The 14,779-nt window shown below is 52.1% G+C and carries 17 protein-coding genes and 1 pseudogene; 10 read left to right on the forward strand and 8 right to left on the reverse strand.

The window, feature by feature from the left end; all coding sequences use genetic code 11:
* Positions 1 to 21 precede the first annotated feature (21 nt).
* From umuD to ACT9TW_RS15490, 4 genes are all read left to right on the forward strand, one after another.
* Positions 22 to 507 carry a translesion error-prone DNA polymerase V autoproteolytic subunit gene (gene umuD, locus ACT9TW_RS15475; RefSeq protein WP_446493843.1) on the forward strand — a complete coding sequence of 162 codons (486 nt, stop codon included), beginning with the start codon at positions 22 to 24 and terminating at the stop codon, positions 505 to 507.
* On the forward strand, positions 491 to 1,753 hold the full coding sequence (gene umuC, locus ACT9TW_RS15480) for a translesion error-prone DNA polymerase V subunit UmuC (protein ID WP_446492929.1): 1,263 nt from the start codon (positions 491 to 493) through the stop codon (positions 1,751 to 1,753). Before umuD ends, umuC begins: the two co-directional genes overlap by 17 nt.
* A 104-nt stretch (positions 1,754 to 1,857) precedes the next feature.
* On the forward strand, positions 1,858 to 2,418 hold the full coding sequence (locus ACT9TW_RS15485; RefSeq protein ID WP_446492930.1) for a hypothetical protein: 561 nt from the start codon (positions 1,858 to 1,860) through the stop codon (positions 2,416 to 2,418).
* A gap of 10 nt (positions 2,419 to 2,428) precedes the next feature.
* A complete protein-coding gene (locus ACT9TW_RS15490; protein WP_182060825.1) occupies positions 2,429 to 2,905 on the forward strand; it encodes a hypothetical protein in 477 nt (158 codons plus the stop codon).
* Positions 2,906 to 2,950: 45 nt separating this feature from the next.
* Here the strand turns inward: ACT9TW_RS15490 and ACT9TW_RS15495 are convergent, their stop codons facing one another.
* Positions 2,951 to 3,532 carry a nuclear transport factor 2 family protein gene (locus ACT9TW_RS15495; RefSeq protein ID WP_182060826.1) on the reverse strand — a complete coding sequence of 194 codons (582 nt, stop codon included), beginning with the start codon at positions 3,530 to 3,532 and terminating at the stop codon, positions 2,951 to 2,953.
* Between the two features lie 109 nt (positions 3,533 to 3,641).
* Here ACT9TW_RS15495 and ACT9TW_RS15500 point away from each other — a divergent pair, with 109 nt between their 5' ends.
* Both ACT9TW_RS15500 and ACT9TW_RS15505 read left to right on the forward strand, forming a co-directional pair.
* The gene (locus ACT9TW_RS15500; protein WP_182060827.1) at positions 3,642 to 4,511 is read left to right on the forward strand and encodes a LysR substrate-binding domain-containing protein; all 870 of its coding nucleotides are present in this window, start codon (positions 3,642 to 3,644) and stop codon (positions 4,509 to 4,511) included.
* A gap of 84 nt (positions 4,512 to 4,595) precedes the next feature.
* The gene (locus ACT9TW_RS15505; RefSeq protein ID WP_446492931.1) at positions 4,596 to 5,543 is read left to right on the forward strand and encodes a zinc-dependent alcohol dehydrogenase family protein; all 948 of its coding nucleotides are present in this window, start codon (positions 4,596 to 4,598) and stop codon (positions 5,541 to 5,543) included.
* A 24-nt stretch (positions 5,544 to 5,567) separates the two neighbouring features.
* On the opposite strand, the gene ACT9TW_RS15510 is transcribed toward ACT9TW_RS15505, so the two are convergent.
* Positions 5,568 to 6,602 (reverse strand): AI-2E family transporter, encoded by a 1,035-nt coding sequence (locus ACT9TW_RS15510; protein ID WP_182060829.1) that lies wholly within the window; start codon positions 6,600 to 6,602, stop codon positions 5,568 to 5,570.
* A 134-nt stretch (positions 6,603 to 6,736) separates the two neighbouring features.
* Between ACT9TW_RS15510 and ACT9TW_RS15515 the strand changes: the two genes are divergently transcribed.
* From ACT9TW_RS15515 to ACT9TW_RS15530, 4 genes are all read left to right on the forward strand, one after another.
* Entirely contained in the window at positions 6,737 to 6,907 is a 171-nt protein-coding gene (locus ACT9TW_RS15515; protein ID WP_446492932.1) for a protein YdgV, read from the forward strand.
* 118 nt (positions 6,908 to 7,025) lie between these two features.
* Positions 7,026 to 7,388 carry a multidrug/spermidine efflux SMR transporter subunit MdtJ gene (gene mdtJ, locus ACT9TW_RS15520; protein ID WP_166716786.1) on the forward strand — a complete coding sequence of 121 codons (363 nt, stop codon included), beginning with the start codon at positions 7,026 to 7,028 and terminating at the stop codon, positions 7,386 to 7,388.
* Positions 7,375 to 7,704, forward strand: a complete 330-nt coding sequence (mdtI, locus tag ACT9TW_RS15525; protein ID WP_331410624.1) for a multidrug/spermidine efflux SMR transporter subunit MdtI — start codon at positions 7,375 to 7,377, stop codon at positions 7,702 to 7,704. The genes mdtJ and mdtI overlap by 14 nt, the downstream gene beginning before the upstream one ends.
* An 84-nt stretch (positions 7,705 to 7,788) precedes the next feature.
* Entirely contained in the window at positions 7,789 to 9,951 is a 2,163-nt protein-coding gene (locus ACT9TW_RS15530) for a bifunctional diguanylate cyclase/phosphodiesterase (protein WP_446492933.1), read from the forward strand.
* A gap of 1 nt (position 9,952) precedes the next feature.
* Here the strand turns inward: ACT9TW_RS15530 and ACT9TW_RS15535 are convergent, their stop codons facing one another.
* The 6 genes and pseudogenes from ACT9TW_RS15535 to ACT9TW_RS15560 all read right to left on the reverse strand — a co-directional run bounded on the left by ACT9TW_RS15535 (position 9,953) and on the right by ACT9TW_RS15560 (position 14,770).
* On the reverse strand, positions 9,953 to 10,774 hold the full coding sequence (locus ACT9TW_RS15535; RefSeq protein WP_446492934.1) for a trypsin-like serine peptidase: 822 nt from the start codon (positions 10,772 to 10,774) through the stop codon (positions 9,953 to 9,955).
* A 277-nt stretch (positions 10,775 to 11,051) separates the two neighbouring features.
* Positions 11,052 to 11,516: an acid resistance repetitive basic protein Asr gene (gene asr, locus ACT9TW_RS15540; RefSeq protein ID WP_446492935.1), complete on the reverse strand. Its 465-nt coding sequence runs from the start codon at positions 11,514 to 11,516 to the stop codon at positions 11,052 to 11,054.
* A gap of 177 nt (positions 11,517 to 11,693) precedes the next feature.
* A complete protein-coding gene (locus ACT9TW_RS15545; protein ID WP_446492936.1) occupies positions 11,694 to 12,236 on the reverse strand; it encodes a thioredoxin fold domain-containing protein in 543 nt (180 codons plus the stop codon).
* Between the two features lie 160 nt (positions 12,237 to 12,396).
* Entirely contained in the window at positions 12,397 to 13,884 is a 1,488-nt protein-coding gene (locus ACT9TW_RS15550) for a carboxypeptidase M32 (RefSeq protein WP_446492937.1), read from the reverse strand.
* Between the two features lie 99 nt (positions 13,885 to 13,983).
* Positions 13,984 to 14,322, reverse strand: coding sequence for a DUF1493 family protein (locus tag ACT9TW_RS15555; RefSeq protein WP_182060835.1), 339 nt, complete (start codon positions 14,320 to 14,322; stop codon positions 13,984 to 13,986).
* Positions 14,322 to 14,770, reverse strand: a pseudogene (locus ACT9TW_RS15560) (STM2901 family protein). Before ACT9TW_RS15560 ends, ACT9TW_RS15555 begins: the two are co-directional and overlap by 1 nt.
* Between the last annotated feature and the right edge of the window lie 9 nt (positions 14,771 to 14,779).

Raw genomic sequence — 14,779 nt, forward strand, 5'->3', positions numbered from 1 at the left:
TACATGGCAGGAAAGGCAATGATGAGCACTCTCTTTTCGTATTATCCCCGGCAGGACATGGAGTTACCGCTGTTTCTGGAGCGTGTTGCCTGTGGTTTTCCAAGCCCTGCGCAGGATTACGTTGAAGACCGTATCGACCTGAACAAGCTGGCGGTAAAACACCCCAGTGCAACGTATTTCGTGAAAGTCAGCGGGGATTCCATGATCGGGGCCGGGATCGGCGATGGCGATCTGCTGGTGGTCGATCGTTCGTTAACGGCGGGACATGGCGACATTGTTGTGGCGGCGGTGGACGGGGAGTTTACGGTAAAAGAGCTACAAACCCGGCCGGTCTTAAGATTGCTTCCCCACAATGCTCGCTATCAGCCTATTACGTTTCACTCCGAAGAGGAGCTGCAAATCTTCGGTGTGGTGACGCATACGCTTAAAACACATCAACATTCTGGTGGAGTAAAAAGCCATCGCGTGGGTGGCCCGGAAATGCATAACCATGTTCGCACTGGTTGATGTCAACAGCTTCTACGCGTCCTGCGAGACGGTTTTTCGTCCCGACCTTCAGGGAAAGCCCATTGTGGTGGTGTCCAATAACGATGGCTGCATTATTTCGCTTTCACGCGAGGCAAAGCAGCTGGGGATAAAAATGGGTGAACCATACTTTAAGTTCAAGGAGAAACGCTATCCGTCGCGGGTCTACGTGTTTAGCTCGAATTACGCGCTGTATGCCGATCTCAGCAGCCGCGTGATGCAGACGTTGACCGATCTTTCCCCGGCGATAGAGATCTATTCCATTGATGAGGCGTTCGTGAATGTCTCGGGCATCGACAGCTGTATGCCACTGGATATTTTCGGGCACCAGATGCGCAACCAGGTACTGAAAAATACCGGGCTGACGGTAGGCGTAGGGATTGCGCAGACGAAGACGCTGGCGAAGCTTGCGAACTATGCAGCGAAGAAATGGCGCAGCACGGGCGGTGTTGTTGATTTGTCAGACCACGATCGTCAGCGCAAACTGCTGGCCGCAGTGCCGGTGGAAGAGGTATGGGGGGTTGGGCGGCGGATCACCAAAAAGCTAAATGCGATGGGCATTACCACGGCGCTTGAGCTGGCCGACAGCTCTTCGTGGGTAATAAGGAAACATTTCAACGTGGTTCTGGATCGCACGGTTCGTGAACTTCGCGGTGAGCGTTGCCTTAACCTGGAAGAATTTACTCCCACAAAGCAACAAATCATCTGTAGCCGCTCTTTTGGGCACCGCATTACGCAATATGTTGAGATGCATCAGGCGATTTGCGCTTACGCCGAACGCGCAGCGGAAAAACTGCGTGGCGAGCGCCAGTATTGCCGCTTCATCAGCGTATTTCTGCGGACCAGCCCTCATGCGGATAATGAGGTGTATTACGGCAATCAGGCGTCTGTCACCCTGTTGACGCCGAGCAACGACTCACGCGATATCATCCGCGCTGCCACGCAAGCGTTAGAGCGGATATGGCTCGATGGGTATCGCTATATGAAAGCGGGGGTGATGCTGGCAGACTTTTTCAGTAGCGGGGTCGCACAGCTAAATTTGTTCGATGACAACCGCCCGCGAGCCAATAGCATGGCGTTGATGGAGGCGATAGACAGGCTTAATCATTCCGGGAAAGGGAAAGTCTGGTTTGCCGGGCAGGGGATCGAGAAAGCCTGGTCGATGAAGCGTGAGATGCTGTCCCCGTCTTATACGACAAAGTATGCGGATTTGCCGGTGGCACGGTAGGGGGAGAATGCCCGTAATTCATTTTAACTCATACTTTTATATCATGCCGTTTTGCACGGATGTGGTTATTTTTATTATGTGCCACTCTCTTTCTGAGGTCATACATGGATATTTCAGCGCATCCGAAACAGTTTAAGGTTAGTGACTTCTCAACCGTTAATTTGACGTCAGGTGTGGGGCGAAAACTGTCTCATAACGACCTGGAGAACAGTTGTGCTATTCCCGTCGGGAGTGTGAATAAAAACAGTGGGATATTTATATTTAGCCTGACGTGTCCGTTCTCGGAAAAAACTTTTATTACTCAGGTTGTTCCAATGCTAAGGTCAGGGAAAAGTATGGTGATGGCCAATTTTATCCGTAATGATTACGATTTAAATATTTGGATCAGACTGGCAAAAATAAAAGCAGCCTACAGGATGTCAGTAGTATCAGCACTTTATAAGTATGAGTTTGATGGCCGTATTAGCACTGAGTTTGATGGTCAACGGAAAAACTATAATGATATCCAGGAAATGCTGGACAAGATATTATCGAATGTGCCAATAGATAAAGTAAATACCAGTTATACCCCAGAGCGTGCGGCAATATCTTCACTGGTGACAACGGCAGGCCTTAATCAGTTATATGGTGTGACTGCAACACCCTATATGGGGAATGTAAAGTGAGGATGCCATCATGAACATGAACCGCCGATGCTTTTTACTATCATCGTTCTCCTGTCTGTTTCTGACGTTATATCCACGGTTGTCCTTCGCCGGGTGTACGCAAGGAGATGATGTTAAGAACTTTAACGCGAATAAGACCGTGCCCTCCCATTCAGAAGGCATGGTGGCGGTTATCGTGAACTGGTATAACTCGACCGTCGTTGTACCCTTGTTAATCTCGGCTGCGGTTATTATGTCAAGTAATCCTCTGATTCATCCGGACTCCGGGACTAAAACTGCCCAGGACAGCGCGAATACCGATGTATCTGAAGCACAGCAACGTGCTGTGTTGTCAGATCTCATCGATAAAGCGATGACGGCAGCTTCGCCGAGCGATTTTTTCCCATCCGAGCATGGTAGTTTCGCTCAGGGCGGTGGCGGGTTCAACGGTGGTATTGGCGGCGGGGGCGGAAGTCATTTGACGGATAAGCCATTCAAAGGAGATTAACCCGTTACCGGTGTTAATCCCCGCAGGCGACAGGGCGTAAAACACTCAGGCTGACAGCCAGCGTTGCGCATCCGCTTTCATTTTTGTTTCCAGTTCGCTGCCCCTGGTGGCAAATACGCGCCCGAGTGGGAATCCGCTCTGCTCCAGTAAATACGCCAGTGCTGCATATTCCCGGGGGTACTTTTCGGCAGTACGCCGATCAATTTCAACCGGGCCCAGCGGGAAGGTAAACGTACCCATGTCATAAATACTCTGACGGCGGAACAGCTTCCAGACACCTTCTCTTTTTTCCGCCAGATCATAAAAACGATTGTGGCATTCACAGCCGATATTCAGCTTTACGTTTTCCGCGATGATGATGGCATTCGTTTCAAGGATGGCTTTATCTCCGTTAGCATTAAAGGTCACCGCGGGAGAGGCGATAAGGTGCTTGGTCCGTAAATCCGATGTGCCCATACGCATTGAACCCTTCACAAAATCGCTTCCCAGCCCTTCAAACCAGGTGATTTCAATCGTGCCGTCGGGATGGAACAATTCATTTAGCTGCTCCCATTCGCCCAGATCCCGGTGCATCCAGCCGTTCATCAGGTCATTAAGTTGCTGGCGGTCATTTTGTTGATTACGCATGGTCGTTGCTCCTGTTGTTTGACGGGGTTCAGTTTGCCGTCTGATAAAGCTAAAATGAAATATATAGATATTACCGATCAATCAATTTTAGTTATTGATGGGGTTCAGTATGGAATTACGTCACCTGCGCTATTTTCTGGCCGTCGCTGAAGAGGGGCATTTTGGCCGCGCCGCGGAACGACTCAACATTGTGCAACCCGCGTTGAGTATGCAGATAAAGGCCCTTGAAACCGAGCTGGGGGGCGCTCTTTTTATTCGCACCAGCCGCCGGGTTGAGCTTACCGAGGCGGGCGTGCTGTTACTCACTGAAGCCAGACGAACGCTTGAGCAGGCAGAACATACCCGGCTCACCGTTGAGCGCGCCATGCGTGGGGAAACGGGGCGGGTCAGGGTAGGGTTTGCCGGTAATGCTATCTTTAGCGGGAAGTTGATAGCGGACCTGCGTCTATTTCATCAACGCTTTCCTGATGCAGAGCTGATGATTCAGGAAGTTGGCCCGCAGGAGCAGGTCGATGCCATTCTTGCCGGGCATCTGGACATTGGTTATACCCCGGCGCACAGCAATATCGCAGGGCCGGACATTGCCGTCAGGCGCATTGGCGACTGGGAAATCCTGGTCGCACTGACTGAGGAAAGTCCTCTCGCACAGTATGCAGACTTAACGATAGAGATGCTTGCCGGGCAACCTCTTGTTTTATATGACGCGCACGATACCCATGAACATCTGTTTATCATGCTGACGCAACGGCTTGGGGAGCAGTGTCATATTGCCTACCGCTCCGGCAGTACGCTGAGTATTCTGGCGATGGCGGCTACCGGGCTGGGTCTGGCGTTAATCCCGGCCCCGTTGCAACAGGTACATATTCCAGGGCTGGTCTATCGTCGGCTGAATGAGCCGGATTTAACCGCCAATCTGGTGATTATCAGCCGGGAAAAAGAACCCAGCGAAGCGGTAAAAGCCTATCTCAGGCTGGTATAAAAGGGGCGCACTAAAGGGTGTGCATTTGCTGACGCAGCTTCTGGCGGCGTATCAGCCGGTCTGATTCTGTTCGGTGAGAAAGTCATGAATAACCTCGCTCTCTGGTATCGCCGTTTTGGCGAACCTGCGTCCGTCCTGCAACCTGAAATCACTGTACCTGGCGTGCTAAAACCGGGGGCGCTGCGGGTGCGTATGCGCTATTCCCCGGTCAATGCCTCCGATCTTATCCCCATTACCGGTGCCTATCGTCACCGCACGCCATTACCGGCTGTAGCGGGTTATGAAGGGGTGGGAGAGGTGACAGAAGCGCCCGCTGCGTTCGCGCATCTTCTGGGCAAGCGCGTGCTGCCGCTGCGGGGGCAAGGCACCTGGCAGCAGTATGTTGATTGTCCGGCGGAATATGCGATCCCGGTGCCGGAAGAGGTTCACTCGCACCTTGCCGCGCGGGCATACATTAACCCGCTGGCCGCCAGGATGATGCTAAACCTCTATCCGCCGCAGGGGAAACGGGTGCTGCTAACGGCCGCAGGTTCGGATTGCGCTATTTTGCTCGGGCAGTGGGCGCGCAGTGCCGGGGCGACAGAGGTATACGGTATTCACCGCTCGCCTGTTCATGGCGAACGGCTGGCTGCAATGGGCATTACTCCGATAGAACAAGGTAATACGGCGATGGTGACCGCTATCGCCGCGCGTGCGGACGTGGTGTACGATGCCACGGGCGGCAGCCTGGCAGAAACCCTTCTGATCCTGATGCACGAAGAGGGGGTATTTGTCTGTTATGGGCTGCTTAGCGGGCAAACGTTCCGGCAGCAACGGGCCTTTCCACGTGTTGAGTGGTTCCACATTCGCAATTACCTGGATGCGCTGAGCGTGGAGGCGTGGCAGGCAGAGTTCCGGCACATCTGGCCGATACTGTGTGCAAGCCAGTACAGCGACGTCACGGTTTATCCGCTGACGCAATGGCAGGCGGCACTACAGTGCTACCGCCAGGCCGGGAGAGTCAGTAAACCGCTGCTGGATATGAACCTGTAAGCCCCTGACAGGCAGGGGCCACACTTACTTATGGCTCATGTCGCTGAGCAAAATGGCGATGCTTTGCCCACCCGCCGTTTGCTCCAGACCAATTTTCACAATGATGGTCAGCGGCACGGAAAGCAACATACCGACCGGGCCGAGCAGCCAGCCCCAGAAAATCAGGGACAAAAACACCACCAGAGTGGAAAGCCCAAGCCCGCGTCCCATCATTCGCGGCTCCAGGATGTTGCCGAAGACCAGGTTAATCACCAGATAGGCCGCCAGTAAAATGAGTGCATCGTAAAACCCGCTGAAGACCAGCACCTGAAGGATGGGCGGAATAGCCGCCAGCACCGAGCCGATATTGGGAATATAGTTAAGCGCAAAGGCCAGCAGCCCCCATACGAACGCAAAACGGACATCCAGCGCGACGAGCATCCCCCAGACAACCAGCCCCGTGACCAGGCTAATGGCTGTTTTCAGCACCAGATAGCGCGAAACGCTATCCAGCGCGCGTTGAATCGCACCCATGCCTTCCACAGGACGAGTCATTATCTGTTGCAGCTTTGCCGGCAGTTGCGGCACTTCAAGCAGCATGAAGACCACCGTTAAAAACAGCAGGAAAATAGACGTCATAGCATTCGAAAGCTGTGCCAGCAGGCTGGTGACAAGGGTCATGGCAGCATTGGGATCGATATACTTCAGCAGCTCCTCAACCGACACCTCAATACCCGCACGTTGCAGCCAGGGCTCAATTTGCAGCAGCGGGATCACCAGCGATGAACGATATTTAGGCAGCGTACGTGCCAGCTCGTTCAGGGAGGTTCCCAGATACGCCACCAACAGCACCATGGCGACAATGATGATGCCAATCAGAAGCGTAATGGCCAGCACGCGAGGTATGCGGAGACGGACCATGCGCTGAACCAGCGGGTTGAGTATCACGGCAATAAAAAGCGCGAGAATAAAGGGCACAATGATGTCCGCCGCAAAACGGACGCCCGTCAGAATGATCACCAACATGCCCAGCATGATGACAATTTTAAGCCCGTTCAGGGTAATGATGGGTTTAGCCATGGAGATTCCTGAAATAATTCTTTTATTTATAATAGATGCGAATGCCGATTCAATAAACTAACCGGGGTCAAACAGGATGGGTAAAGAAATGAAAAGACTTTGAGTAAATTCCTGGCTTATGGTACAAATCAGGCGTGTTCAACTACCGAGGACAATTTTCATCCGCAAAGACGAGAAGCAAGATCGCGGATAATTGTAATTTTATGGACAATTTGTTCAGGACGTACATTTCAAAAAACACCGCTGTATTTTCTACCTCCTTCTGCCTTCTGTCTGGTGAGCAACACTGGCGCACCGCGCTATAGTCACGTCTTCTGCCTGAGCTGGCGCTATGCGCTTAGCTATCTGATTTAATTTCATATTTTTTTGGTTTTCCGTCTGAGGCGAGCCACGATGGATTATATTCTCAAGCAGGAGAAGAACATGTTTTACTGGATTTTATTAGCTCTGGCTATCGTCGCTGAAATTACCGGCACCTTGTCTATGAAATGGGCAAGTGTCAGTGATGGCAACACTGGCTTTATTTTAATGCTGGTGATGATTTCACTTTCCTATATTTTCCTGTCCTTTGCGGTAAAGAAAATCGCGCTGGGTGTGGCCTATGCATTGTGGGAAGGTGTCGGTATTTTGTTGATTACGCTGTTCAGCGTCATGTTATTTGACGAAGCATTATCAACCATGAAAATTGCCGGACTGACGACCCTGGTTGCCGGGATTGTGCTGATTAAATCGGGTACACGTAAACCGACAAAACAGCTGAAGGAGAAGACCCATGCAGCAGTTTGAATGGATCCACGCGGCCTGGCTGGCGTTCGCCATTGTGCTGGAAATTGTGGCCAACGTCTTTCTGAAGTTCTCCGATGGTTTTCGCCGTAAATTTTACGGCCTGATGTCCATTGCCGCTGTGCTGGGCGCGTTCAGTGCACTGTCGCAGGCGGTAAAAGGTATCGATTTGTCAGTGGCCTATGCGTTGTGGGGCGGGTTTGGTATCGCCGCAACGCTTGCCGCTGGCTGGATACTTTTCGGCCAGCGTTTAAATAACAAAGGCTGGATAGGGCTGGTGCTATTGTTAGCAGGTATGGTGATGATCAAACTTGCCTGACACGAATACAGTCAGTGTTTACGGGCAGCGAAATCCGCTGCCTGTATTACTCTTATAAAAGCATGACTTTAAAGAGGATGGCTGATGTATCTCACCTTTAGCTGGCGTAATATCCCCACGGCAAAAACGCTGTTCGTCATGATATTCATGGCGGGGATCGGCTTAATCGTGTCTGTTATCGCGTTGCTTTACCTGTCTCTTCATCTTATCAGTACCAAAACCAATGAAATTGATGAACACCGCACTGCGCTATCGGTTCAGGGGGCGATCCAGACATCTGTTAATCGTGTCTCTTCGCTGGTGATTGATAATGCCGTCTGGGACGACGCCGTACGTGAGCTTTATAGCCCTAAACTGGATACCGAATGGCTGTATAAAACCTGGGGCGCTGGTTTTAAAATCAATAATCTTTACGATGGTACATTTGTACTGGATGAACATTTCAATGTGCTGTGGGGATCATTTCAGAGCCAACCTTTTACGGAAAAGAATCTTTCGTTTTTTGGTTCAGGCCTGAAAGCGTTGATTGATAAGCACAGCAGCGCATTAGCCAAAGACAAGAATATTTACGCCGGGATCACCCGCACACGTAACGGCGTGGCGTTTATTGGTATCGGGCTTGTTCGCCCGATGGTAGGGCCGCTCCAGATTAGCGGCGATACGCGCCGTTATCTGGTCATTACCCGCCATCTTAATTCCCAGATTTTGTCCGATCTGGGTGCCACGTTTCAGATAGACCGTCTCAATTATACGCCCAATAAGATCAACGATATGAGTATGCCGCTTAACAGTTCGGCCGGGGAGCTTCTGGGCTATCTCAACTGGCAGGCGCGTCTTCCGGGGGCGCAGGCGGCGATAGCGGCCTCGTCAGACATCACGCAAATCGTGGTCCTGGCGGCTGCCCTGATCTTGCTGTTTATTCTTGTGAGTAGCGTGGGGCTGTATAAGCTTGCCAGGGGGGAAAGTCAGGCCCGGCTGGTGGCGCGAACGGACTGGTTAAGCCACTTACCCAACCGACGCGCGTTGATAGAAGCGCTGGATAAGGTCAGCCTGCGCGGTGATATTGACGTGAAAAGCGTAGTATTCATCGATCTTGATGGTTTTAAGGATGTGAACGATATCTATGGCCACAGCGTCGGTGACGACTTAATCATCGCCATTGCAAAAACACTGCGTGAACGGGTCCCGCCTGGCGGGATGCTGGCGCGTATGGGGGGCGATGAGTTTGCCATGACCATAGGTGGCGATCGCTCGGAGGCGCAGGCGTCAGCCTTTGCCGGGGCGGTGCTCGACTTCCTGAATAGCCCGATTCGCCTGGGGGAGCGCACGATTCATATCAGCGCCAGCATCGGAATTGCCAGTGGAACCTTAATTGAGTGCACCAGCTCTGAGCTGTTCCGTCGGGCCGATATTGCCATGTATCACGCCAAAATGACCGGAAAAGGGCGGGTTACACACTACGATGCAGAGCTGAACAGCGTGCGGGAACGGCAGCTGGCACTTGAAAACCAGATCCGTAGCGGTCTTGAACGTGATGAGTTTGAGGTCTGGTATCAGCCGATTATTGATGCGCGTAGCCAGAAAATGACCAGCGTAGAAGCACTTGTACGCTGGCCGCGCCGCCCGGAAGGGGAACTTGGCCCGGACACCTTTATTACGATTGCTGAAACCAGTGGCCTGATTTATAAACTCGGTCAGTTTGTCCTGCACCGGGCCTGTAGCGATCTGGAGCCTTTTGGTGATTTAAAATTATCCGTTAATATCTCTCCGGCGCAGTTCCGCGACCCTGAGTTTGAAGATAAGGTCGCCAACGTGCTGGATATCACCCATTTCCCGGCGAACAGACTCCAGCTTGAAGTGACGGAAACCTATGTTCTGGAAAACCCGGAGCGTGCACGTTCAGCGATAGTTAACCTGAAAGCGCTGGGTACGGCGGTTGCGCTGGATGATTTTGGCACGGGCTATTCAAGCATCGGCTATCTGCGCCGATTCAATTTCGACACCATCAAAATAGACAAATCGCTGGCTGGGCTGGTGGATAACGACGAACAGGCCGCCGCGCTGGTGAGTGGCACGGTGCGCATCGCTAACGCGCTGGGGATGGCGGTGGTGGCGGAAGGTGTGGAAAACGAAAAACAGATGAAACTCTTACGGCTGGCTGGCTGCGATCAGTTGCAGGGATTCTGGTTCAGCCAGCCGATGCCGATTGAGGCAATCATTGAGTTACGTCAGGTCAGACAGTGCTGACCTACTGTTGCGCCAGCGCTTCGAGTCTGTCGCGAAAACCGGTAACGGACAACGCGCGGTTATCGGCACGCCATCTGTCTTTAGCGGCAGGCGCAGAGCTTTGAACGCCAATCAGCTGCCAGCCGTTGTCTGTTTTCAGCATCAGCGGCGAACCGCTATCACCCGGTAAGGTATCGCACTGATGTGACAACACGCTGTTTTGCGCCCAGCCCGTGACAATACAATCCGCATGGGTGTAAAGCGAATCCAGGTGATCAACCGGGTAACCCGATTGTGTCACTTTGCGATCAGCGGCCTTCAGCGCGGCAGTCAGTGCGGCTTTGTCACCGTCAAACAGCGGAAGCGGCGTAATGCCTGACGGCGGGTAACGTAACACCACCAGGCCAAAATCCCAGGAAGCCGCAGCTGGCGGCACAATCCAGCCATCACCATCCGGTTTCAGGCGTTTGCCCAGCGACGGGTCGACCCGGCCTTCAATTCCGTGGATCTCATATCGCCACACCCCTTTTTGCGACACAAAGCGCAACGCAACGGCTTTATCCGGTTTGCCGTTTGGCGGTGTTAACAGGCAGTGGCCTGCGGTCAGTGCAAGCTGAGGGGTAATTAAGGTGGCAGTACATAAGTTGCCGCTGGCGGTTTCCAGCTGGCCAATAGCATCCCACGGGGGCTGAGTAGGGTTGGCAACACGCGTACGATCGTCATGACCAAAAAAAAGCGTCTTTACATCTTTAGCGCTCATGGTGTCATCGCCACCATCATCCGCATGTGAAAAGCCAGAAAAAAGAGTAAACGTTCCCAGTAACAACACTACAGATTTACGCATATCACACTCTGGTGGGGGTAATTATGATTATTAAAAGTGAACCCTATGAAAATACTATAGACGGGACGGCGTTAAAGTGGGAGTAAAATCAGCGTGCTACATTCAGGAAAGATAAAAGTGGCTTGCGATGAGCGCGCATAAAATAAGCAGAATAAGAATGAGCTCAAACCGATAGCGTCGCAGCATACGCCCTCCGGATAAAAAAACGGCGCTGTACCTTTCCGGTTCAGCGCCGGTTTACCAACGTGCCCCGAAGGGCACGGTTAAGCTTGTACTCTTACGCAGCTGGCTGTGCAGCTGGTTTAGCAGCTTCGTGTTTTACTGCTTTTTTGTGGTGCTTTTTAGCAGCCTGAGCTTTCTGCTCTACAGCCGGTTTAGTGGCTTTCTTGTGGTGCTTTTTAGCAGCCTGAGCTTTCTGCTCTACAGCTGGTTTAGCGGCTTTTTTGTGGTGCTTTTTAGCAGCCTGAGCTTTCTGCTCTACAGCTGGCTTAGCGGCTTTTTTGTGGTGTTTTTTAGCAGCCTGCGCTTTCTGTTCAGTTGGCGCTGCGGTTGCTGGAGCTGCTGCTTCTTTTTTCACAGCTGCTTTATGATGTTTCTTGTGGTGAACCGCTTTTGCTGGCGCTGCGGTGGTAGTTGCAGCTGCAGCAGCAGCTGGTGCAGGAGTTGCAGTAGTTTCAGCAGCAAATGCAGCAGAAGACAGACCCATAGCAGCGGCAACAACCAGAGCTAATACTTTATTCATTCTCATACCCTCGAATTTGGCTTTTCATTTAACCCCACTGCGGGGCCGTTGAAAGAACTATATCCCTGTAAACCCGAGGTTTCCGTGAGTGATTGGTATCGGCGTGTAACGTAATGTACAAAGGCTGGTACAAGGTGTACGAACAAGGCTGCACGCGCCTGTTCGTACACTGCGGGGCTATTTCTTCAGGCCGGCAAGGATGGCCGCGGGTGGCAGGCTGCCTACGATTGAACGTGATTCAGGTTCGATCACCACCATGAATGGCGTGATGTTAATACCCAGTCTTGCAGCCAGCGCTGATTGCCGCTCGACCAGCGCAGAACAGGCCGGAGTCGAGTCGTTATCGGGTAAAAAACCGGTCATCGCTTTTTGCAGACTTTTCACCTTATCGGCGGAACACCAGACGCGCCCCATGTCTTCAATCACAGAATCACGAATAGAGTCGGGGGCGATGGTCACAAACGACATCGTCAGACCGGCATCCGTATATTGCTTAACGTTTTTCACCACATTGCTACAGTAGACGCACTGGTTATCAATAAACACCAGCAGCTTGTACTTTTCAGCGGGAGCCTGAAACGTGATGGGCTGGAGGTCAGCCAGAGAGTGTGTAATATCGTCGTACGCTTCTTTTGGCGTGTTATCCGTGGCGGCGAAGGTACTTAGACTCGTCGCACACAGCATGGCTAAGGCCATCGTTTTCATTTTGCCTTTCATCATTCATCCCTTTATTTATTTTTTATGCCTGGCCTGAGAACGGTTTATTTCTGGGCCAGAAAAGGAATTATGGCATTAAGCGCAAGCGTCAGGATATGCACAAAATCATATTCTTAGTGCGTAAATTAGGGGGGATGGCCGGAGCGAACTCCGGCAGAATGCATTACAGGTAACGCGCGGTCAGGTGTTCACGGAAATAACGGATATTCAGATCTTCCCCGGTCGCCTGGGTAATTAACTCCGAGGTGCTAAAGCGGCTGCCATGCTGCCAGATATTCTGGCGCAGCCAGTCAAACAGGGCAGAGAAATCACCGTCTGCAACAGACGCCTGAAGCCCGGGTAGCGCGGTTTTCGCCGCGTGGAAGAGCTGTGCGGCGTACATTGCCCCGAGGGTGTAAGACGGGAAGTAACCAAAGCCGCCGTCGGTCCAGTGGATGTCCTGCATACAGCCATTGCGGTAGTTGTCTTTGGTGGACAACCCAAGCCAGGCCTGCATTTTCTCATCCCACAGAGCCGGGATATCATCAACTTCAATCTCACCATTAATCAGTGCGCGTTCAATTTCATAGCGCAGCACAACATGCGCCGGATAACTCACTTCATCGGCATCGACGCGAATGTAGCCAGGCTTCACGCGCTGGTTCCAGGCAATAAAGTTCTCTTCGCTAAAGGCGGCCTGGCTACCGAAACGGGCATGTACGGCAGGGAGCAGATGTTTCAGGAATGCGTTACTGCGACCAAGCTGCATTTCAAAGAACAGACTCTGTGATTCGTGGATTGCCGTGGATCGCGCCTGCGCGATGGGTTGACCCGCCCAGGCACGCGGCAGGTTTTGCTCGTAGCGGGCATGACCGGTTTCGTGAACCACGCCAAACAGCGCGCTCAGCAGTTCGTCTTCATCATAACGCGTGGTGATACGCACATCCTCTGGCACGCCGCCGCAGAACGGGTGAGCGCTAACGTCCAGACGACCGGCGTTAAAATCGAAGCCGAGCATTTTCATGGCTTCCAGACCCAGCTCCCGCTGATCGGCGGTCGCGAAGGGGCCTTGCGGTGGGACAAACGACTGTTGGGACTGTTTTTCCACTACCTTCGCCAGCAGGTCTGGCAGCCAGGATTTCATGTCAGCAAACAGCACATCGAGACGGGCACTGGTCATGTCCGGCTCAAAAATATCCAGCAGGGCATCGTAAGGTGAGCAACCTTTCGCCTCTGCACGCAGGCGAGCTTCTTCCCGGCTCAGCCTGACCACGTCTTTCAGATTTGCAGAAAAACCCTGCCAGTCATTTGCCGGACGCTGCGAACGCCAGGCGTGCTCACATTTACTGCCCGCCAGAGACTTCGCTTCTACAAGCGTTTCCGGCAGCAGTGACGCCTGCTGATAGTGGCGCGTCATTTCACGCAGGTTTGCCTGTTCCACGTCATTCAGATCTTCGCTTTGCGCTGCGGCCAGCCAGTCGCCCACTTTCTTGTCCGTCAGGATCTGGTGCTGCAAGACGCTCATCTCAGCCAGGGCTTCACCCCGGGCAGCGCTGCCGCCTGGCGGCATCATGGTGAACATATCCCAACTGGCGATGGAGGAGAGATGCGAGAAGCGGGAGAGACGCTGGAAGGTGCGGGTGAGTTGCTGATAAGACACGTTTTTCGTCATCGTTATTGTTCTCGTTCAGGTGAAGTATTCAGGGGAGTTTAACGCGATTTTTAGAGGATTAATGCTTTTTAATGCAAGGGGCGTGAAGCCTCTCGTCAGTTAGTCATAGAGCCATTTGCCTGCTTTTGCGGACTCTGCAAACATTCTTACGGTTAACGGGATGCGGTTTGCTTCTACTTCTTCCCGTTTTAACTTGAACCAGCGCTTTAATAAAGGCGTGTTCTGCCAGGGGAAATAGCGAGACCAATTCACACCAGACAAATCCACATTAAACTCTTTCTCGTACCGGTTTAATGCATCATGAAAGTCATCACCTGGAGAACCGAATAAATCAGAATCGAGTTCCAGCAATATCTCATTCCAGTCATCGTCAAGTTCACGTGAAATTTCATCGTTGAACATATCAAGAACTTTAGAGGTAATTTCGTCAGTTAACATTAGAATGAGGTCCACTGTATACGGTCTTTAGGTCGTGCAATCAGGTTATATTTCTCCTGAGTGCGCGTCGAAATCCTGTAAAGGGAGGTAACTAATGATCCCCAACCCAACCAGGGACAATAGCGGGCAATAACAGCGGCAAGGCTGGTTGTTGTTCTCATCCTGACTCCCACCGGCGTTTTTACTCGAATTCCGAATGGGGTTTTAACATCCTTCAAAATCATTCGTGCGTACTTTGAAATTACGCTTGTCCTTTAATGGCTGTCCCTGGCTTAGTTCGGGTACCTAGCCATGGTTGCCCACCCAAAATTGCCGCACCTGAAACGGCATCTATCCCTAATTCCAGGCAGAACTCCTCCAGAAAAATGATCTCGAGTAACTCACCCGGAGTGACGTTTGAATGGCCTCTGTAGAAGTAGGTTCCGTTAATCTCTTCGGTCGTATCCATACCAATACC

Source organism: Enterobacter sp. C4G1 (assembly GCF_052886895.1).